We start from the raw sequence: 21,392 nt of genomic DNA, 5'->3' as shown, positions 1-21,392 counted from the left end.
CACTGTCCATTCACCTGCAAGGAGTCACCCAATGGCCCGCAAAAGCGCCGTTCAAGCCGCTGAAGACCAAATCAAGGATCAAGCGTTCAGCGAACTTCAGGCTCTGATCGAAGAGTCGGACAAACTGCTCAAAAGCAGTGCTTCACTGGTCGGCGAGGAAGCGGAAACCCTGCGCGGACAAATCGCCCTGAAACTGCAGCAGGCACTGGATTCGGTGTCCAGCGTGCGTGACCGCACCAAACCGGCGGTGGATGCCACCGAAAGCTACATCGGCGGTCACCCATGGCAGACCGTGGCGATCTCGGCCGGTTTCGGTCTGGTGGTCGGTCTGTTGCTCGGCCGCCGCTGAGCGAGAACAAAAAAAGGCGAGCCATCGGGCTCGCCTTTTTCATGTCCAGCAAAACGTCACTCGCCCGCCAGTTCACGCAACTGCGCCAGGGTCTGCTCGTCCAGCACGATGCCCTCGGCCAATGATCTGGCCCGCTGCAAATGCCGCCGATCACCCGGCAAACGCTTGAGCCCTACCCCATGCATCTGTCTGACCAGTTCCTGACTACGCTCGGCGAAACTCTGCCCGGCGGTCTTGCTCGGGTCGATCACGATCAACAGTTGACCGGTCCACGGGGTCTTGGCCCCGGGATGATTCTTCCAGTCGAATTCGAACGAGAAGTTGCCACCGGTGAGCGCAGCGGCGAGCAGCTCAACCATCATCGACAGCGCCGAGCCCTTGTGCCCGCCAAACGGCAGCAAAGCACCGCCTTCAAGAATCGCCTTCGGGTCACAGGTCGGCTGGCCGAGGCTGTCTACGCCCATGCCCGCCGGCAGTTTTTCATCTTTGCGTGCGGCGATTTGCACGTCACCGTGGGCGATGGCGCTGGTGGCGAGGTCGAACACGATCGGCGCCCCGTCGGCCCGTGGCGCAGCGAAAGCAATCGGATTGGTACCGAACAGTGGCCGGTCGGCGCCGTGCGGCACCACGCAAGTCATGCTGTTGACCACGCTCAGTGCCACCAGGCCTTCGTCGGCGAACGGCTCGACGTCCGGCCACAACGCGGCGAAGTGATGGGAATTGCGGATCGCCAATATCGCGATCCCGGCACTGCGGGCCTTTTCCACCAGCAGCGGACGCGCCGCCGCCAGTGCAGGCTGGGCAAATCCGTTACCGGCATCGACACTGACAAACCCCGATGCGACGTCCTCGACCTTTGGCACGGCCTTGCCGTTGACCCAGCCGCTATCGAGGGTGGAAACATAACCCGGAATCCGGAAAACACCGTGACTGTGAGCACCGTCCCGCTCGGCGTTTGCGCAATTGGCGGCCAGCGTTGCGGCCACCTCGGTCGAGGTGCCGTGACGGATGAAGATCTTTTCCAGCAGTTGAGTCAGCTCGTCCAGGGACACCGTGGACGAGACCGCATGATCGTGTGGCGCAGACATCTGAAGCTCCAGAATAATTATTGGAGGGAACAACAGCGTACGAACTGACGCCTCCGGATTAACCACGGGCAGCCGGTGGCCTGTCAACCCTGCAATGCACGCGGCGATGGTTCCCGCGCAATACCCCGGTACCACCTTCGCCCGTCTGTGCGCCTTTAACTTCCTGTCTCGAACCTCACCGCACTTTCATTTTTTCGAGACTTGACGATGCCTGTACCCATCTCTCCATTGCTCTTCCCCGAAGCCCTCGACTCCCCGGGCCTATGGCCCGGGCTGGGCAGAACCCATGGCCTGGCAGAAAAGGATTTCAGATGGCTGGCCGATGTCAGGCTGGCGTCCGATGCCTTGCGGCGCCAGCAAAAGCCGCCAATGCTGGCCGAACGTATTCTGCTCAATGCCGACAGCCAGACTCCAGTGCCCCTGCCGGGCGCATTCGTTCTGAGTGACACGCCCTACGACAAGGGCCAGATCCTCTACACCCCGTATGAAGGCATCCGCAAATACCACAGTCGCGCCAATCTGAAGGCGCAGCTCGAAGCGCGCCTCAAAACAATCGACGATCAGGACACGTTTCTCGCATTTCTACCGTTGGCCCAGCAGCGACGATTACAGGACGCCGAGCGCATTTCTGTGACGTTTTCGATCATTGAGGAGGATGTGTTCGAGGATCGTGATTCCACCCTCAGGCAAGGTCCCATACTCAACGCCCAGGCCATGCTCGATGAACTCAAGAAGCTGCCAACCCTCACGCAACTGCTGGACAGCGCGCTGGATGAGCTGCTCAAGCCTCACTTCGGGGCATTGCAACAAAGCAGCACCCGGGTCAGCGTTTACAAGGCCCGAGACGGAGAAAGCAATCAGGCAGCCACTGAGGGCGTCCCCAGGGCCGACACCCTGAGTCTGAGTGAAGCGGTGCTGCTGCATTACCGTCACCAGCGCTGGCCGAGTGCTCGCCTGCCGGAGTTTTCCCATCCCGACAGAATTCAGGGTACGCACGATCAGGAGCAGTGGAGAAATGCCGTCACCCAGGCGTCCGGCATGTTGCCGGCTCTGCTGTTCCGGCAGCTGGAAGATTACTGGAACAGCGCGGCGGCCCAGGGCTCGACGCGCCGCACATTTCTCGCCCGGGTGCTGGAAGACCAGGCCCGTGTCGACTGGATGCTCAAGCGCGAAGCCGGAATCCTCGATGCAAACCAGTTCGGTACGTTGCATCAACTGATTCGACCGGTTGCCGATGGTCGTCCTGCCCCCATCGCCGAGACAGTACGCCTATGGGAAAACCCGGCCAATTATGTGGAGCTGGCGGGCTCGCTGATGATCAGTGGCCCCGATGCGTTTCTCTACACGCCCTCTCAGGGTTTGCAGCAGCTCAAGGACTATCAGGAACTGAAAGCGACCCTGCAAGAAAAATTCATCACAGAAAGTCACGAAGACGAACTCTATGCTCTGCTCAGCCTGGACGAGCGCAGCCGCTTCCTGGGCTTCGATCAGCCACAGGTTTCGGGAGACCGTGTAGCCGGCGAAGTATTCCGCTTCCTGTGCGAAGCGATCATCACCAAGCAAAGACAGAACATCGAATATGCCTTGCAAGTGTTTCGTCTCAGCGACGGAGTGGTGAACCTGCACGCTCTGTTCGACAAGAGCCTGGATATCCGCTCGATGATTCACGAGCGCTTGCAACCACTTGACGCGCAGGGACGCTGGAGCACGCAACCGGTCTGGTCCGGCAGTCAGCAGCCTTCGCTGCTCCTGGCCGACAAGGCCCGCGCCGCCATCAAGACGTTCGAGGCCGTCGAGTCTCCACTTCTGGAGAGTCTCGACAATCAGCCCATGACAACCCGTGCGACCCAGCGCGCCTGGCTCGAGACCATGAAAGCGGATCTGGCCCACGCCTGGTTCGTCGGCGTGAACGGCGAAGCCCGGCTCAGGGCATCGAGCGGCAGCTTGCCTGCCTGGGCGCCAGCGGTCGTCGAAACCGTCATCAATGCTGACCGGCCGAGCCGTATGGAACGTCTTGGGCTTGAAGGCTTCCGGCCCGATGCCTATGCCCTGACGCTTGAGTCTCCCGACGGCAGAACGGTCTGGGTCCTGGCCCATTGCATACTCATGACCGAACGCGGAGGCCTCGACCCACAACACTCCGGACGTACCGTGCTATGGACACCAGCCTTGGGGCTGGAGGCATTCGAGAGCGTCGCCATTGCCCGGCAGACACTGAGCCGGCGGCTGCTCGACAATGTTCAACGTCTGTCGCTGCTGGAAAATATCGTTCCCGATCAATATCAGCCTCATCAGCGCTACACCTTGGGACGAATGCGCATCATCCATCGCAACGTACTGCATGAGCGTATGCAATCGGGCATCGAGCACTATCTGGCACGTTGCGAACAAGTGCGTCGACGCATGGACCAAGGGGTGGAACGGCGGGAAAAGGCATTGTCAGCACTACGCAAGATGCTGCCCCCGACCAACCTGAGCCTGGCGAGCGAGCATGCCCGGGCCATCGAGAACCAGCAGACGTTTCCTGCCTGGCTGAGCATGGCGCCGGTCAAAGACCAGAAACGGCACGTCGAACTGCTTGAGCGGTGGAACCGGAGTGTCATCGACGACAAGGATTACCTGACGGGTGTTACGCCGCTGGCCGACCATGTCGAACAAGCATTGAAAACTGCGCTCGGCCTTCGTTTTCCAAACGAACATCTCGATCCCCGGCAGATCGAGGTCATCCCCAATCTGGCACTCGCCGGCCCGCCCCGCGACCTGGTCGAATTTGCCCTGAATCACGTCAACGTACTCCAGGGCACGGGGTACAGGGTGGTATCGAAAACCGCCGAAACCTTGCCTCCCGGTCTGGATCGCAGAGCCGTCGATCAATTGTTGCTGTCGCTGGAGATCCCGACCACCTATGGTCGCAAGATCGCGGTCGCGCTCTCGACGGACACGGTTGAGGGGCGCGAGCGCAAGCAGCGTTTTTTTCGCCAGACCCCTTGGCAATTGATGCAGCACGCCCATGCTTTGTACCTGCAGCAGCACTTGTCTGCCGCCGCCTATGCGCAAGTGTGCCAGGGGCTGGACATGCCCGATGGATACGCCCGCGCCACCGTGCCCGGCGCCCACACGGTCGTCAGCCCGTTGGCGCTGGTCAAGACGGCGGGCGCGAAAGCGGAAACCGCGTTGGGGCTCTACGTTTTCGCTCCGGGTCAGAAACAAGTGGGACCATTGGTGCTTTACGCACCGTATGCCGAACAGGTGTTTCATGAGTTCAAGGACGAAGAGGCACTGATCGCGGCCCTGAACACACCCGGGGCTCTTCAGAATCTGTTGCTTCGGCGCTTGCCAGCCGGACGACAAGCCATCTTTCGCAGCCTGCTGGCGGCCACCGCTGGCCAGACCAGCGAGATGACGCTGGCCAGCCGTCCGATCGAAGGCAACCTGCTGGATCACTTGTACAACGATAACCTCAAGCTTTTGCAGCAGCAGCTTGAATCTCAGCCCGAGCCCAAAGCACAGTCCGACTGGGAAACCGCCAAGACCCTGTTCAGTCGAGGCATCAAACAAGTTTCGGCAACATTGCAGGGCAAACTGGCTTTCGTGCCGTTTCTCTGGCGCGCCTACGAAGACATGAAAGACTCAGCCGAAGCCTTGCAAGACCATCACTGGAAACGGGCCTTGCAATCCTTTATTGCCGGAGGCGTGCAAATGGTGCAGATGGCGCTGTTGCCAGAGGTATCGGCCGCTCTGGAGGCTGTCGAGCAGGAAACGGGAGAGATCACGACGCCCGACATCAGCGAAGTCGAACCGACATCTCCAGCGCGCACCCTGATGCAGTCATTCGAAGTCACTGACCTTGCGCTCAAGGATCTTGTATACGGTTCGACAACGGGTGCCTATCACCAGCCCAGCAGCAATCGCGACTATGCAGCCATCAATGGCAAGGTCTACCAGGTCACAAAGCGCGACTCATCCTGGCAATTGACGGGTGCCGGGAAACACAGTTTCCGGTTTCAGAAAAGCGGTCTGGCCATGGTGCAGAGCCCGACTCATGAGACCGTTCACTACGGCCAGGCCTTCAGAAAACTGGCTGAGCGCAACACCATTTCCCGGCTGCGCCGCACGATGCTGAACATCGAGGCTCGCGGGATGGATGAAATCCGTCTGAAGTACCCGGACAAGGCCAGGATGCTGGTAAACGCCATCGACCTTGCCCGGCGCTACGCCTTCTACTGCCTGCACAATCTCACACCGCTCAGCCACGGCACTGACAATCCCCGGGTGAGTGGTTTCCTTGAGAGTTTTTTTGATGTGTCCCTCGTCACCAAGGAGACGCTTGCCAAGATCAGCGCCACGATCCTGCCGATCTGCCGGGCACTGGTGGATCCTGCCGATGAATTGCTGAACACCGATCGCTTCGTCGTCGGTTCTAACCGGTTCATGCACGATGTGATTGCGTTTGTACTGGACGGCGACAAGAAGAAACTGGTGCATTTCACCGAGCATTTTTTCGACCAGCAACTGGAGCAGTTCAAAAACCATTTGCTGGAGGCATTCGATGTCGATGGCCACGCGCAGGCATCTACGCTGATTCACGAGTTTTCCCACCAGTACAGCAAGGCGCTGGATATTGCCTCGTTAAGAGCCCGGGAGCCGTTCAGCGACCTGATCTCGACCATCACGGCTCCTGGAGCGTTACTGTTTCAGGAGTTGCAGTTCGATCAGACGTCTGCATTGTCACTGAGCACTCCCCGGGCACAATTGTTCGCCGAATGGAATACAACGCTCAAGTCCTGGGTCGACATCGACAAGGTCCCGGACATGCAGCTCATCAGTGAGGAAGTTCTGAAGCTGACGGGAAGCAAAACCATGCAGGAAGCTCGCAACGCCTTTCTCGATCAGCAGACACCGGACGTGCGAATCGATGTGATCCTGCGCAACGCCGACTCCATCGCCCGCCTGATCTGCGAAATTGGCCGACAGCTGGATCCGGTTCAGTCCCCTTGAAATGGGAATGCGCGGGCACGATGCCCGCGCATTCGTTATGGACAGTCTCTGGCAACTGCAAATGCGAACAGGGTGCTTTTGATCATTTTTTCACTCGGTTTATGAATACTGTTCTCAGTACACCCTGTTTCAGGGGAATTGACAGGGAAAATGGCCCCATTGATGGGAAATCGCCATGACCCCGGTTCTCGCCACCTTCCCGTCAAGGTTAGAATGCAGCAAATCAGGACGAGTCAATGACCCAGAACACCCTCTCCGAAGCCGAATACGATGCGATCACCGATGCCGCTGCGCATTGGTGCATGCGCTTGCACGCCGTCGATTGCACCGCCGAAGAACGGCTGGCATTCGAGCAATGGCGCGACGCGCATCCGCTGCATGCATTCGAATACGAGGCCATGCTGGAAATCTGGGATGTCGCCGAGCACCTGCCGCGCCCGGAACCTGCGGTGATCGTACCGATTCGCCCACCGGCCCGGACCTGGCGTCAATATGCGGTAGCGGCATCCGTTTGCGCTCTGGCGTTGCCACTGGCGGCCTGGACCGGATGGAACCTTGGCTGGCTGCCAAACAGCTATCAGCATTTTGCGGCCACCGACAACGTCCGCCACGTCACCTTGAGCGATGGCAGTCAGGTCGAGCTGAACCTCAATACCGATCTGACCTTCAGCAATTACAAGGATGAGCGCCGCGTCACCCTGAAAAAGGGCGAGGCGTTCTTTGAAGTCAGCCACGACCTGAGCCACCCGTTCATCGTGAAGGCGGCCGAAGGCAGAATTCGCGTCACCGGTACCCGGTTCAACGTCTGGATGTATGAAGATCAGGTGAAGGTCAATCTGGTCGAGGGTTCCGTGCTGGTCACCAGCAACACTCAGTTGTCCGGTGACGGCCTGCGTCTGGGGCCTTCGATGCAGGCTCGCTACAAGCACGGCGACTACATGCCGCAAATCAGCCAGACCTACGCCAGCGATACCTCGCTGGCCTGGCGCAGCGGCAAGCTGATCCTCGACAACCTGGCGTTGAACGAAGCCCTGCCACTGATCAACCGTTACCTGGACAAACCGCTGATGCTGGCCGACAGCGCCACCGGGTCGATCCGGGTCGGCGGCATCTACAACATCAAAGAGCTGAACAGCTTCGCCGGCTCGATGCCCAAAGTCCTGCCGGTGTTCATCACCCGCAACCAGGACGGCAACCCGGTGATCAATCCGATGCCGCAGCAACCGCCAAAAAGCTGAAGGCCGCCCCTTTGCGGGAGCGGCCTTCAGTGCGTGTTGCAACATCGTGACGACTGATTACTGCGCCGCTACCTTCCCTGTCTTGTTCAGTTCTTCACGCACGCTTTGCACCTGATACTGCGGATCGGCCTTGATCTGCTGTTCGGTGAAAGGCAGTGCACTCCACTGTTTCTTCGAGAAGGCTTCGGTCTGATCCCGCGAGTACTTCGACGCCGGATCGCTGGACAACGAGAACGCGAGCAGGCCCTGAGCGTGAGGCCCGTTGTCGTCGAACGTCACCACCTGCAGATAACTCGTTCCGCTGACCACTTCGAGTTTGCCGTCCTCACGCGGCACACTCTGGATCGCGTTGTAGATACCCAGCGTACCCGGGCCGCCATGAATCGGCGTCTGCTGACCACCACTGCTGACCACCTGAACATCGCCCCAACGGGTTTGTGCAGTCAGGCCCATCTTGCCGACCGACTCGGCTGACGCCAGCATCGCTTCGCGCAAAGCCTTTGCCACTTCGGGCTTTTCAGTCGCCAGTTCGCGCGGGGTGTGCTGCGCGTCCTTCGGATCGAACGCCACACGCCAGATTGCCGGCGATTTCTGCAAGGCCTGCATGATGTTCTGGAAATGCACCAGGCCCATGCCCGAATCCAGGTTCGCCCGACCGTCCCAGGCCTTGAGAACGCTGCACACCGATTTCAATGCGGCGTCACCGCCGGTTTGCGATGCGCAGAATTTCAGCAGGTCCGGCAGCACCTGACCGGCGAGAAACACCTGATCATCCATCACCATGTGCTGCAGGTCCTGCACCGACACCGAACCTTTTTTGCTCAGGTTCGCCAGACGATCCAGCGCAAAACGCGAGCGCAGCCCCAGTGGCTGGCCTTCCTGACTGATCAGCGGCGAAAAACCGGTCAGCGGTTGCGCAGGGTTGGCGAGCCAGGCCGAATCATTGGAGTGCTGGACGAAATCCTTGCGCAGCAATTGCGGCAACTGGCTGGACGCGTAAATGCCCTGCTGCGCCGCCTGCGGATCGATGTCCCAGGCGCAGGCGCTGTTGGAGCCGTCGAGGATGATCATTTGCAGGCCGATACGCGGGTCGCTGCACTTGGCCAGTTTGTCGGCGCTGACGTTCGGCACCACCGACAGGTTCATGTACAGCGTCTGCCCCTTGTCATCCACCGCCAGGGTGTTGACCCACGGAATGCCCTGGATTTTGTGCACCGAATCCTGCAGATCCTTGAGATTGGCGGCGCGATTCATCGCGTACCACTGCGTCAGCACACGATCATTATCGAGGTTGGCATCGCGCAGGCTGTAGGCGTACTGGTTGTCCCATTCGAGCTTGCCCGGCCACTGCACAATCGGGCCGAACTGCGAACTGTAGATGTCGCGCGATACCGGCGTCACCTGCCCGTCCGCCTGTTTGACCTGCACCGTCACCGTCTGCTTGTTCAGCGGCAACGATTGGCCATCGAGCAGGTAGCGGGTCGGGTCCTTAGGATCGAGTTGCAGGCGATACAGGGTGAAGTGCTTGGACGAGTCAACGGTGTGGGTCCAGGCCAGGTGCTGGTTGAAACCGATGTTGATCATCGGCAGGCCCGGCAACGCCGCGCCCATCACGTCCAGCTTGCCGGGAATGGTCAGGTGCATCTGATAGAAACGCATGCCACCGACCCACGGAAAGTGCGGGTTCGCCAGCAACATCCCACGGCCATTGAAGGAGCGCTCGCTGCCCACGGCCACCGCGTTGCTGCCGCGGTCCAGGGCGAAACGTTGCAAGCGCGTGGCAGCCAGGTCATAGGCGCGGGCGTGGCTTGGGTTTTGTGCAGTGGCTTGCGGCGGCGTGGCGCCGGCCAGTGCCTCGGCGAACTGACCGACACCGCCCTCGACCAGCAACCGACGCGTCAGCTTCACCAGGTCCTCGGCCGCGATATCACGCACCCATTCGCCCTGACACTGTTGCGGCAGCCCTTGCTGACGACGCTCGGCCAGATTCCGGTTGTAGCCGGCGGCATAACCCTCCACCAGATCACGCACTTCGACCGGCTGCGCCTGCCAGAAGGCACTGACCGCTTGAGGGGTATTGAGCCATTGAAAGAACACATCACTGACGCGGTTCTCGCGTTCTTCGACCGTCAACTGGTCCGGCCCGAAGTAGCGCGACCGCTCGCCATTGACCGTGACGATCTCATTGGCCAGCAGGCACAGATTGTCCTGCGCATAGGCGTAACCGATACCAAACCCGAGGCCACGTTCGTTTTCGGCGCGGATATGCGGCACGCCAAATCCCGTGCGACGAATGTCGGCCCCGGCCTGGGTGGAAGGACTGAACGCCTGAGCCGACAGACTCAGCCCGAGAAACATGCCGGCAAGGGTCAGCCCGGTTAACTGCCTGGAAATAATCACGCTCGCTCCTGATCGAAATGCCTGAGAGCGGAGCGCGCCGTGATCGAAAAGCCATGCGCAGCAGCTCCGCCCTGAAATCACCCACGCGTCCACGCGCAATGAGCCTTTTCTAGAAACGAAACCGGAAAAAAAAATTTAGGTAGTCACGCCAGCGATCACTGACGGGCAATGGACGGCACCGAAAAGAACACATCAGCAAAGAATATCGTCCGGTCTTATAGGAGTTTTCCTGTTAGCCAGAAGAGTTTTCCACGTTATTCCCTCCGTCGCTGAAAACTCCCAATTCATCCAGCGTAAACACCCACGAGTGTCTCGGAAACGGCTTCGGTGGCTTCGCTGTACCTTTAACTCGCAACAAGGGAACAGAAAAAACACTCGGTACTTATCAAGAACGACGCACATTCAAAAGGATATGAATATGCTGCAAAAACCTCCGCCCTGGGAGTGGGACGTCGCCGTCCATACGACGGCTCCTGCACCACCGGGCTTACCCGTCACGCCCCCGACCGGCACCACATTGCCAAATAGCGGCCCATTCGGACCGCCACGAAATACCCATGCATACCAGCAGGCGCTGCAAGTCTTTACTACACGACTGGACACTGAATATCAGTTAAAAGCCGGGAATATCCCGCAAGCCATAGAAGTGGATCTGGCTGCGGCCCGGCTTGAAGAGTCGATGCATCCATTGCCACCGGCAGCAGCGATTCTGCGGGAACTGGGCGTACGTAGCAGAGTGATCCAGAGGAAAACCGCGGAGCTTCAACACCAGACGGTTTTGTCCCACGGCTTTTACGGCAGTGACCCCACCCACATAACCGTTTACCAGTTTCTTGAACGCGCTCAGGCGCTAGACAGACGCTTGGCGCCTGACGGCCCGGCAATTGCCTTGTGGCGGCAATCGTATCGGGCCGCGTTCGAAGCGAAACTGCTGGCTCAGACGATTGCCGTTTTGCATCAGCAACAAGCCAACGTACACAACTGGCTGATTTCCATTCAGGCCAGTGATCAAGCGCAAGCTGCAGCAGCTGAAGCGGCACGCCAGGCCGCCGAACATGCCCGGCTTTTGGCGCAGCAGCAACATCAGCAAGCACTGGCGGAAGCCGCGCGGCAGCATCGAGAACAAGAGGAGCAACGAGCCCTAGAACAGCAACGGTTGGCGGCACAAGCTGAATCACAACGCCTGGCCCTCGAGCAGGCGCGTCTGGCAGCCGAAGCGGCGGCCCGACACCTGGCTGCCGAGCGGATTCGTCTTGAACAACTGGCACAGGCAGCACTGGAAGCCGAGCAGGAACAGAACCGACAAAAGGCTGAAAGAGCCCTTCTTGAGGAACGCAGGGCACGGCAAAGAGCCCGGAGAAAGAAGAAACGGGAGCATCGACGAGCCGCTCGGGCCGAGGCCAGATTTCTCGCGGATCAGGCGCGTGTGCAGGCGCAATGGCAAGCCGAAGCCGTCGCACCGGGGCAAATCCCGACACTGGCGAATGTCGGTTCAAGGGCCGCGTTCGGCCCGGTGTTTGCCGGCGCGGGGGGCACTGTTGTAACCAGCCGGGCGACTGCGCTGGCGCTCAGGAGTGCATTGCGCACGGCTGTCTCCGTTGCTACGGCAGCAGTCACCGTATCCGCCCCCTCTGTTCTGGTCGGATTCGCTGCACTTTTGCTTCCCTCCCCAATGGGCAATGGCGATCTTTACTCCGCAAGCGTTCCGCTTTCGGAACTCGCCCCGGATGTAACGGCCGATCTTTATGAACGGGCAGCCAATGGTGGAGAAATCAACCTGCCAGTAAGACTGGCCGCCAGAACGCTGGGCAAAAAGACAGAAATCGTTGTTGTCAGCACCGACGGCGTCACCGTTCCTGCGAATGTGCCCGTAACACTGGCGCAGTTTGATGCGACAAGAAACGTCTACGTTTCCAGCATTGCCGACGCCAAGGGCCCTATCGTGACGTGGACGCCATTGGTCGAGCCGCTCAGCTCGTCAACGGACTTGCCGTTCCCCGATACGGATGTGCCCGTTTACGAAGGCGCGACGATTATCCCGGCAATCGGTCGGCTGGATCCGTTTCCACAACTTGATCTGTACGGTCTCGGTGGATTCATCACCGTGTTCCCGATCGATTCCGGGATCCCTGCGACATTCACGATGTTCAGGGACCGGCGACAGGATCCCGGTGTGGTCAGCGGGAACGGACGAGCTATAGCCGGACGCTGGCTGGGCGGTGCATCGACACCTGAGGGCGCGCCGATTCCCGCACAGATTGCGGATAAACTGAGAGGACGGGAGTTTTCGAGTTTCAGGGCGTTTCGCAGGGCATTCTGGAAGGCTGTGGCAAGCGACGAACGGCTGAGTATCGAGTTCAAACGGCTGAACAGAGTCGACATGAGAGATGGGCTGTCTCCAAGTGCCGATCCGGCAGAGCAGGTAGGCAAGCGAGCAAAGATGGAAATCCATCATGTCACGCCGGTCAATGAAGGAGGTGCTGTCTACGACGTGGATAACCTTCGATTGATGACTCCAAGACAGCACATCAATGCTCATTCAAAAAAAGGAGAACGGCAGGAATGATCCTCAAGGACAGGTTCGAACAGTACACAGAAACAGAATATCTGGCAGTCATAGAACGCTTGTTCCAAGGTAAATTTCGATCAGAACGGGAACATGATTCTTTCGTTGACAACATCGTCAGCACCTCGGAACACCCAAACGGCACGGGCGTGTTGTACTACCCGGAGGAAGGTGCCGAGGACAGCCCCGCCGGAGTGCTCAAAGCCATTAAAGAATGGCGTGAAGCCAACGGAAAACCAGGCTTCAAACCCGAATAGCCAGTGGGTCGACTTGACACAAACTTGAAGTGCCATATTTTTTGCCGCTGCCAATGCAGCGGTTTTTTTTGCTCTTTCAGCGAGCCCCGAACGACCAAGGCTGACCTCATCGCAGCGGACTCACCAGCGAACCACATTAAATTCGCCAACAGGCATCCGTTTAAAGCCCGGATCACGGAGAAAAGACGAATCAACGACAAATTTTCTACATTTTTCGCTTCATGATTTGTCGGGCTGATACGTCTTGTTTAGAGAGAGCACCCATAACCCTTCCTGATCAGGCTCTGAAAAGGAGAAATCGCATGTACATCCCGCAACTACCATCGGACGGTAGCCAGGCACCACAAGGAGCTTCCATGGGTTCGCACGCCGGCGTATTCGGACCACGAGTCGAACGCCACGGCAATGAACGTATTCGCCTGCTGCTCAAGAGCTTCGGCCTGCGCACCAGCCTGATTCGCCTGAAAGTCATCGATGCCCTGCTGGTCGCCGCCGAGAGCGAGCGCAGCCTGGGTGTGCGCGGTGTCCACAGCCAATTGCTGGAACTGGGCATTCCGCTGTCTTTTCTCAGCGTGCGCGAAGTCTTGAAGCGCCTGTGCGCCGAAGGTGTGATCACCTTCAATGCCGACAAGAGCTACAGCCTGCATCCACAGGCTGCCGCCGTCCTCAACAGCGATTGATTCCCTTCTCGAGCGCCGTCAGGGTTTGACCTTGCGGCGCATCACACCGTTGATCACCACCACGACCACCGCCACGCCAATGGCGATGTACTGGAACACTTTTTGGCTGATCATCCCGGCATTCTGCAACCAGGACAGGCCGAACATGATCGCCAGTACGGTAAGGGCGATCAGAATCGAGTACTTCAAACGTTGCGACTGAGTCATTGCAAATTCCTGAAACTTTTAAATGTATCGGGTTTGTATCGGCTTTCATGCCATGGGCATACCGTGTCACGGGGATGCGCCGCTGCAAACGAGGTCACATGTTACAGCCGATGAAGAGTTTTGACTCCATACGGCGTTAACCATGAGGACTTTTGAAATGCTGCGTCGAATCACCTGGCTGATTCCAGTTCTGGCACTGCTCACACTGAGCGGCTGCATCATTTTCCCCCACGGCGGCTGGCATGGCGATCATCGCTACTACGGCGGAGGCCCTGGTTACTACCAACATCGGTAAATCCGACATCGCAAGAGCACCGACTATCGTCTCTTCAAATGCAACATTTGATTGAATACCTGTGAAAAATGCCCACGAGGATGTGGGCATTTTCCGTATATGCCCCCACTCAAAATGTCAGATGTTTCGCCAGCATCAGCAAGTAATCCGACTTCGGCAATATCATGCAAATCTGCGACATATAAGGTCGCAGCAATGACCTAGGAACACGTCCCCCCTCGCCCCTACCCTTTGCGCTCTCCCCTTTGAAGGCCAAGGAAGCGCATGCAAAGAACACTCATCGATATCCCCCCGCTAAAAACACTCGGTTTCTGTCTGGCCATCACGCTGTTCGAGTGGCTGACCTACATGGCCAGCGACATGATCATGCCGGCCATGCTCACCGTCACCGAAGACCTCGGCGCCGATCCACTGCATATTCCCAATGCGTTCAATCTGTATCTGATCGGAGGCGTCTGCCTGCAATGGCTGATCGGGCCACTGTCCGACCGGTTTGGCCGGCGCCCCGTGTTGCTCGTTGGCTGTGCGTTCTTCGGGGTGACCTGCGCCGCAGCGATCATCACCCCGGGAATTGAAGTCTTCAACGTGTTACGACTGCTGCAAGGCATGGGACTGGGGTTCGTGGTTGCTGTCAGTTATCCCGTGCTTCAGGAAGTCTTCTCTGAAGCCGATGCCGTGCGGCTGATGGCGCTGCTGGGCAATATCGCACTGCTGTCACCGTTGCTGGGGCCGCTGCTCGGCAGCCTGTTGCTGGAGTGGATGAACTGGCGCGATCTGTTTCTTGCCCTGGGTCTGGCTGCCGCCACCGCGTGGATCGGGCTCTACACCTGCCTGCCGGAAACCATCGGAGTGGTTCGCCGCGATGGCGGCCAACAGGCCCCCGTTCCGCTGTCCTGGCGAAAGACCCGTCGTCGCTACCTGGCGCTGCTGCGCAACTCCGAGTTCCTTGGCGCGAGCCTTGCGCTCGGGCTGATGAGCCTGCCGTTGATCGCCTGGATCGGGCTCGCGCCACTGTTGCTGATCCAGGGGCTTGGCCTGTCGACGCGAGAGTACGCGCTGTGGCAGATCCCGATCTTTTCGGCGGTCATCGCCGGCAATCTGATCCTTGACCGGCTGCTGGCCTCACGCAAGCTGCCGCAATTGATTCGCCTCGCGCTCTGGCCGTTTTGCCTCGGGTTGCTGACCTTGCTGGCTGGCGCGCTGATCGGCGTATCCCTCGGTGTGCTGATTGCCGGCCTCACGCTGTACGCCGTCGGCCTGGGCATGAGCAATGCCGTGCTGTATCGGCTGGCGCTGTTTTCCAGCGATGACAGCAAGGGGCTGGTCTCGGCAGCCGTGGGCATGATTTCCATTGCCATGATGGGCACCGGCGGTTCACTCATCGCGGCCATCGGCGGCGGTGCCCGCCTCGAATCCTTCGCCCTCTGGGCGGCAGTGGGCGGGCTGCTGAGCCTGCCTCTCTTGTACCGGTTTCTTCGAAACGCCTCGGCAGAAACCACTTCCTCGCCACATCTATAACAAGGACGCCTGATGTTCCATTTCCCCCATAGCGACGCACTCTGTGCGTTGACGCAACCCTATTGTCCGGAATCCGTGCCGGCAGGGCTTTTTGATCGGGCCATGGCTGAAATCAGCCGGTTTCACAGCGAGCACACGCCCGGTTATGAACACTGGCTGAAGGCCAACGGACTGACCGTGGCGGACCTGGACAGCCTCGACGACTGGTCGCGACTGCCGCCGATCTTCGCCAGTTTTTTCAAACAGCAACAACTGCTCAGCCCGACCGGCGCAGACGCACTGGAACTGACATCGTCCGGCACCAGCGGCCAGAAAAGCCGCATGCGCTATGACGAGCGCAGCCTGGGGGCGGCGCAATATATGGTCGAACGGATCTTCCACCACTATGGCTGGGACAGTCCGCAAACACCGTGCAACTACTTGCTGCTGAGCTACGAGCCCGAAGCCAGCATCACCCTGGGCACGTCGTTCACCGACCAGTTCCTGTGCCAGTTCGCGCCGGTCAACCGCGTGGCCTACGCATTGCGACGAACCGGAGGCGGCCACGAGTTCGACGGCTTCGGCGTCATCTCGGCCTTGCAGTCATTTGCCGAAGAAGGCCTGCCGGTGCGGATCATCGGTTTCCCGGCGTTTCTCTGGCAAGCCCTGCAACGCATGCAGGCCACCGGAGTGGCGAACCTGCAATTGGCAGCGAATTCGCTGGTGCTGTTTGGCGGCGGCTGGAAAACCAGTGCGGCGCATGAAATCCCTCGCCAGCAATTGTACGCGCGTATCCATCGCCAACTCGGGATCGATCTGTCCCGTTGCCGCGACGGCTACGGCGCGGTAGAGCACCCGGTGCCTTACTTCGAGTGCGCTCACCATCATTTCCATGTTCCCGTCTATTCAAAGGTGCTTGTGCGCAACCCATCCGATTTCTCCGTTCTGCCTTACGGCCGGCCGGGGCTGCTGAGTGCGGTCTCACCCTACATTTCCTCGAGCCCGGCCCATGCCGTCGTCATGAGCGACCTCGTCACCCTGCACCCCGGCGCGAGCTGCGGCTGCGGTCTGGACAGCGACTGGTTCGAACTGCATGGCCGTGCCGCCACTACCGCCGGCAGAAACTGCGCCATGGCGGCTTCCGAACTGCTGGGGAGGCACTGATATGTACTTGATCAATGGACAACTTCACGATGAATTCAGCCTGGATGCCGCGCTGGATCAACTGCGTCAGACGCTGCCATTACGCCTGAGCCGTCCCTTGCACAGCGAGACGGTCATCGATGCGGCGGCCGCGTTTGCGGTCCGGCTGGGCGACAGCACGCTGGCCCTGCCACTCGACGCTGGACAACGCCAGTCGCTGATCGAGTTCTGCGAGCCTCAGGGGCTTTTGCGCAAGCTCGAACGTGAGCTGGGGGATCAACCCGCTGCGCTGCGGCGCCCCGATTATCGCCAACCACGCTTCGAGTGCTGGAGCCCGTTGGGCCTGGTGGTTCACATCACCCCCGGCAACGCGACACTCCTGGCGTTCTGCGCGGTGATCGAGAGCCTGCTGGCCGGCAACGTCAACTGGCTGCGCCCCAGCAGCAGCGACGACGGCCTGACCGCGCAATTGCTCCATGGGCTGACGCAATGCGACCCCAGCGGCCAACTGGCCGGGCATATCGCTGTCGTTCCGGCGACCACCGGACAAATCGGCCAGTTGTGCCGATGGGCCAACGGCGTCTCGGCCTGGGGTGGTGAACCGGCGCTGCAAGCGATCCGTGAGCAGATTCCCGCCGGGTGCCGCTGGATCGATTGGGGACATCGCATCAGCTTCGTTTATCTGACCCCGGACGCCGTCACGCCACAGATACTGGATGACGTGGTGGATGAAGTCTGCCGACTCGATCAGCAAGCCTGCTCCAGCCCGCAATGGTTGCTGGTAGACAGCGACGATCCGGCCGTACTGCGCGAAATCGGCTTACGGCTGTCCGAAGCATTCGAACGCCGTGCGGGGCAATGGCCACCATTGCCGCCAACCCTCCAGGAAGCCTCGCAAATCACCACCGATACGGCCATGGCTCGGCTCGCACAGAGTTTTACCGAGGTGGCTGGAGATGTCTGGGCAACGCCGGGCTGGCGGGTGATCTGGCCCCACGACCAGTCATTGCAGCCTTCACCGCTGTTTCGCAGCCTGCTGCTCAAGCCAATGCCGCACGCGCGATTGATCGAGACGTTGCTGCCATGGCGAAACGTGCTGCAAAGCTGCGCCTTGATCTGCCCGGAACAACAGATTTCAGAGCTTTCAGGGAGCCTGATCGCCGCCGGAGTCACCCGGATTGCCCCGATGTCGGCGATTCACGATGGCTACGAAGGCGAACCGCATGACGGTGTCTATGCCTTGCAGCGCCTGAGCCGGCGAGTCTCGGTAAGCCTGTCACCGACACAGCTGCCCTCCCGTGCTTCACTCGACGGCGCAGCCATTTCGCCCTGCGTGAAAAACCTGCCGATCATGAGCAAGGAAGATTTCATCGCCCGCCCGATCAACCCTGCGGCCCAGCTGTATTTCCGCTCCGGCGGAAGCAGCGGTGTACCGGCGCTCTCGGGGTTCAGTTATCGCGACTTCCACCGTCAGATGCGCGCTACGGCCGACGGTCTGTTCGCCGCCGGACTCGATCCGGGCCGGGACCGGGTGATGAACCTGTTTTTCAGCGGCGGTCTGTATGGCGGCTTTTTCAGCTTCTCCAAAGTGCTGGAGCAACTGGGCGTCACACACCTGCCAATGGGTGCCCCGGCCGATGACGATTACCGGGAGATTGCGCAATTGATCGTCGATCAGCAGGTCAACACGCTGATCGGCATGCCGAGCACCCTGCATCGCTTGTTCCTCAACGAACAAGTGCGTCTGCGCGCCTATGGCGGGGTCGAAAAAGTATTTGTGGGCGGCGAGCACCTCGGCGAACAGAGCCGCCAGTTGCTGCAGGATTGCGGCGTCAGCCTGATCCGCTCGGCGATCTACGGCAGTGTCGATGCCGGCCCGCTCGGTCACGCGTGCCCGGCCACCGGCGACGGTGTGTTTCATCTTTTGAGCGATGTCCAGCACCTGGAAATTCTCGCGTTCGAGGCCGATCGTCCCGTCCATGACACCGAAACCGGCCGCCTGGTGTTCACGTCCATCGAACGGCAAGGTCAGGACGTGCAGCGTTATGACGTCGGCGACAGCGGTCGATGGGTGCCCGGACAGTGTGGCTGCGGCCTGACGACGCCCCGTTTCGAATTGCTTCAGCGCCATGGCAGGCTGGTGCGCATCGGCACCGATTTCATCTGTCTGTCGCAGCTGGCGCAGCACCTGCAGAGCGAATTCCAGGTGATCCTCGAACATGCCCCCGACGGGCTCGAATGCATGAAAGTCCGAAGTGCGCTCGAACCCCACGAGGTACATGAACGATTGCTGGGCTACCCGACGCTGGCAACCCTTGTGCAGACCGGGCTGCTGACAGTAGAGGCACAAGTGTGCGCCATCGACCGATTCACCCGAAACAGCCACAGCGGCAAGACGCCTCTGCTGATCGATAACCGGGGAGCCCGCGCCGCCGTTCTGCAGGGAGCACACCATGAATCCAAGAACTGAATGGCAGGAACTGGTGGCTTTTGCGCGTCAGCATTCAAGCTTTTACGCCAGCCACTTCAGCAAGGTGCCCGAGCAGGTAACCTCGCTGTCCGAACTGCCGGTCATTGACCCTGCGCAGTACTGGAAAGGCAGCCACGACCTCGACCACTGGCCGGTGCTGACCGCAGGCCTGGATAACGCACTGGTGTTCAAAACCGGCGGGACGACCGGCGATGGCAAATTGTCGGTTTTCGAGCGCCGTGAATGGCAAACGCTGGTGGAAGATTTCGCAGGCAGCCTCAAGGGTCGGTTGAACAAGGGTGACCGGGTCGCCAACCTGTTTTTCGTCGGCGATCTGTATGCCAGTTTCATCTTCACCCACGATGCCCTGGCCCATGTACAACCGGGTGTCGTGGAGTTCCCTTTCACCGGTCACGTAGATCCGGCCGTTCTGGCCGATGCGATAACACGGCATCGAATCAATGTCCTGGCGGGTGTTCCCGCGAATTGTTTGTCCTTTGCCGCATGGCTGGAGCGCCAGGGACGGCGGCTGGAGTGCGTCGAATCCCTGCTCTACGCAGGTGAAAGCCTGTTCCCGGCACAGTTGCAACTGCTCGGCCGGGTATTCCCCAATGTACGGGTTGCCTCCATGGGTTACGCCAGTGTCGACGCCGGCTTCATCGGCGCCAGTCATCCCGACTGCGCATTGGGTGAACATCGAATGCCCCAGGGCCACAGCATGCTGGAAATCCTCGACGAGCAGACCGGCGAAGTGATCGAGGAATGCAATCGCACCGGACGCCTGGTGATGACCAATCTCACCCGGCGGTTGATGCCGTTGATTCGCTACCCGGTCGGCGACCGCGCCTGCTGGCGAGAGGTTGAGCATACCCCCGCACGCAAATTCGCATTGATGGGCCGTAGCGCCGACAGCCAGCGAGTCCGGGTGGGCATTCTGACGTTACTGCCTGATGAAATTGGCAATGCCGTACAACGCATTACCCGCAGTGACGACTGGCAACTGGTGATCGAGCAGACCGGGACAAAGGACATCCTCACCCTGAAGTGGGCTCCGGATGCTGTGCGACCCGCGTCGGCGGAATCAGAGCGGATGCTGCGCAGCGCATTGATCGAGCGCTATCCGTTGATTTCGCAATTGAACGCCGATCATCTGCTGGATTTACAGATTGACTGTTGCACCGTTCAGGACCTTTCACGCCACCCACGCTCCGGCAAGCGCCAGCGCGTGCTGGACCTGCGTGTCTACAACAGTCCCCGTGCGGAGTTTCGCTGATGGAAAGCGTAACGCTGCGAAACTACCGCAACAGCGACGCAAAAGCCGTGAGCAGGCTGTTTCGCAAGATCTATGGCGACCTCTACGCCCAGGCCCACGTTTATCTGCCCTGCATGATTGACCGCAACCATGCGCAAGGCCGCTGGCACTCGCTGGTCGCGGTAACCGGAAATGATGTGGTGGGACACGCAACATTGATTCGCGCCAAAGACTCACGACTCGCAGAACTGGCACTCAGCGTGGTTGACCCGCAAACCCGGGGTCAGAGTATTGCCACCCGTCTGGGCCGCCAACTGTTGATCCATGCCCAGGCGCTGGGATTGCGGGGTGTGACGATCAAACAGGTGACCTGCCACCCCTACACACAGCGCATGGCAGGCCGCCTCGGCTTTCACAATACGGGATGGCTGCCCGACGGTGTCCCGTCTCCGCATGACGCCGCGGCACGGGAGTCGCTCGTCATCGGCTACACACCTGTCGATGGAAACCGGCGGCCGCTTCCAGCCCTGGCATGGCCCGACAGCTGCCGAGACTTCATGCTGCAGATGTGCAGTGTGTTCGGAACGCAGGAAAAGGCCGCGCCATGGGTGGGTGAACCGGTGTATCTCGAACAGCGGTGGGATCGTTATGACGGGACTTTCAGGAAAATGGACGGCTGTTTGCTCAAGCAGTTGCAGGAGCTGCCGGCGCATTGGCTCATTTCAATCAGGCTGAGGCTGGCGAAAGGTTTTGATAGCGCGTTGCATGCGCTGACATCGGCGGGTTTCATGTTCAGCGGACTGGCGCCGGATGAACGAGGTGCAGGATGGCTGGCGTTGTTTTCTCGCGGCGCAAAACCTCCCTCACTGACTTTGATTTGCCCGCAGATGCAGCGGCTGCACGATGACCTGCAATTGAAAATGGCGAGCGTCGCGCACTAACGAAAAGCCCC

At 59.8% G+C, this 21,392-nt stretch carries 15 protein-coding genes; 12 read left to right on the top strand and 3 right to left on the bottom strand.

Translation table 11 applies throughout. The features are described from left to right. The first annotated feature begins 31 nt into the window (after window positions 1–31). Window positions 32–349 carry a DUF883 family protein gene (locus M5B44_RS14240; RefSeq protein WP_016982860.1) on the top strand — a complete coding sequence of 106 codons (318 nt, stop codon included), beginning with the start codon at window positions 32–34 and terminating at the stop codon, window positions 347–349. A 56-nt stretch (window positions 350–405) separates the two neighbouring features. Here M5B44_RS14240 and M5B44_RS14235 read toward each other — a convergent pair whose 3' ends face one another. Then, complete coding sequence (locus M5B44_RS14235; RefSeq protein WP_248739581.1) at window positions 406–1,437, bottom strand: Ldh family oxidoreductase; 1,032 nt, start codon at window positions 1,435–1,437, stop codon at window positions 406–408. 207 nt (window positions 1,438–1,644) lie between these two features. On the opposite strand from M5B44_RS14235, the gene M5B44_RS14230 reads away from it, so the two are divergent. Together M5B44_RS14230 and M5B44_RS14225 are read left to right on the top strand one after the other, a co-directional pair. Beyond that, window positions 1,645–6,435, top strand: coding sequence for a dermonecrotic toxin domain-containing protein (locus M5B44_RS14230; RefSeq protein ID WP_248739580.1), 4,791 nt, complete (start codon window positions 1,645–1,647; stop codon window positions 6,433–6,435). A 236-nt stretch (window positions 6,436–6,671) separates the two neighbouring features. After that, window positions 6,672–7,673, top strand: coding sequence for a FecR family protein (locus M5B44_RS14225; RefSeq protein WP_085708189.1), 1,002 nt, complete (start codon window positions 6,672–6,674; stop codon window positions 7,671–7,673). 57 nt (window positions 7,674–7,730) lie between these two features. On the opposite strand, the gene M5B44_RS14220 is transcribed toward M5B44_RS14225, so the two are convergent. Continuing rightward, on the bottom strand, window positions 7,731–10,073 hold the full coding sequence (locus tag M5B44_RS14220; RefSeq protein ID WP_248739579.1) for an acylase: 2,343 nt from the start codon (window positions 10,071–10,073) through the stop codon (window positions 7,731–7,733). Between the two features lie 418 nt (window positions 10,074–10,491). On the opposite strand from M5B44_RS14220, the gene M5B44_RS14215 reads away from it, so the two are divergent. The 3 genes from M5B44_RS14215 (at window position 10,492) to M5B44_RS14205 (ending at window position 13,576) form a co-directional block, all read left to right on the top strand. Next, window positions 10,492–12,639 carry an S-type pyocin domain-containing protein gene (locus M5B44_RS14215; RefSeq protein ID WP_248739578.1) on the top strand — a complete coding sequence of 716 codons (2,148 nt, stop codon included), beginning with the start codon at window positions 10,492–10,494 and terminating at the stop codon, window positions 12,637–12,639. Further along, window positions 12,636–12,896 (top strand): bacteriocin immunity protein, encoded by a 261-nt coding sequence (locus M5B44_RS14210; RefSeq protein ID WP_248739577.1) that lies wholly within the window; start codon window positions 12,636–12,638, stop codon window positions 12,894–12,896. The genes M5B44_RS14215 and M5B44_RS14210 overlap by 4 nt, the downstream gene beginning before the upstream one ends. 302 nt (window positions 12,897–13,198) lie before the next feature. Continuing rightward, a complete protein-coding gene (locus M5B44_RS14205) occupies window positions 13,199–13,576 on the top strand; it encodes a fe2+ zn2+ uptake regulation protein (protein WP_085708191.1) in 378 nt (125 codons plus the stop codon). 18 nt (window positions 13,577–13,594) lie between these two features. Here the strand turns inward: M5B44_RS14205 and M5B44_RS14200 are convergent, their stop codons facing one another. After that, on the bottom strand, window positions 13,595–13,783 hold the full coding sequence (locus M5B44_RS14200) for a hypothetical protein (RefSeq protein WP_085708192.1): 189 nt from the start codon (window positions 13,781–13,783) through the stop codon (window positions 13,595–13,597). Between the two features lie 157 nt (window positions 13,784–13,940). Here M5B44_RS14200 and M5B44_RS14195 point away from each other — a divergent pair, with 157 nt between their 5' ends. The 6 genes from M5B44_RS14195 to M5B44_RS14170 all read left to right on the top strand — a co-directional run bounded on the left by M5B44_RS14195 (window position 13,941) and on the right by M5B44_RS14170 (window position 21,381). Then, entirely contained in the window at window positions 13,941–14,078 is a 138-nt protein-coding gene (locus M5B44_RS14195; protein WP_167443772.1) for a hypothetical protein, read from the top strand. 264 nt (window positions 14,079–14,342) lie between these two features. Then, the gene (locus tag M5B44_RS14190) at window positions 14,343–15,596 is read left to right on the top strand and encodes an MFS transporter (protein ID WP_248739576.1); all 1,254 of its coding nucleotides are present in this window, start codon (window positions 14,343–14,345) and stop codon (window positions 15,594–15,596) included. A gap of 12 nt (window positions 15,597–15,608) precedes the next feature. Continuing rightward, window positions 15,609–16,739 (top strand): acyl-protein synthase, encoded by a 1,131-nt coding sequence (locus M5B44_RS14185; protein ID WP_248739575.1) that lies wholly within the window; start codon window positions 15,609–15,611, stop codon window positions 16,737–16,739. A 1-nt stretch (window position 16,740) separates the two neighbouring features. Continuing rightward, window positions 16,741–19,188 carry an acyl-CoA reductase gene (locus tag M5B44_RS14180; protein WP_248739574.1) on the top strand — a complete coding sequence of 816 codons (2,448 nt, stop codon included), beginning with the start codon at window positions 16,741–16,743 and terminating at the stop codon, window positions 19,186–19,188. Next, the gene (locus M5B44_RS14175) at window positions 19,172–20,461 is read left to right on the top strand and encodes a phenylacetate--CoA ligase family protein (RefSeq protein ID WP_248739573.1); all 1,290 of its coding nucleotides are present in this window, start codon (window positions 19,172–19,174) and stop codon (window positions 20,459–20,461) included. The genes M5B44_RS14180 and M5B44_RS14175 overlap by 17 nt, the downstream gene beginning before the upstream one ends. Further along, on the top strand, window positions 20,461–21,381 hold the full coding sequence (locus M5B44_RS14170) for a GNAT family N-acetyltransferase (RefSeq protein WP_248739572.1): 921 nt from the start codon (window positions 20,461–20,463) through the stop codon (window positions 21,379–21,381). Before M5B44_RS14175 ends, M5B44_RS14170 begins: the two co-directional genes overlap by 1 nt. Window positions 21,382–21,392: the final 11 nt, after the last annotated feature.

The sequence above is a fragment of the Pseudomonas sp. MWU12-2029 genome (assembly GCF_023242425.1).
GTDB classification, from domain to species: Bacteria; Pseudomonadota; Gammaproteobacteria; order Pseudomonadales; family Pseudomonadaceae; genus Aquipseudomonas; species Aquipseudomonas kribbensis.
This window is presented reverse-complemented; position numbering and strand designations above follow the sequence as displayed.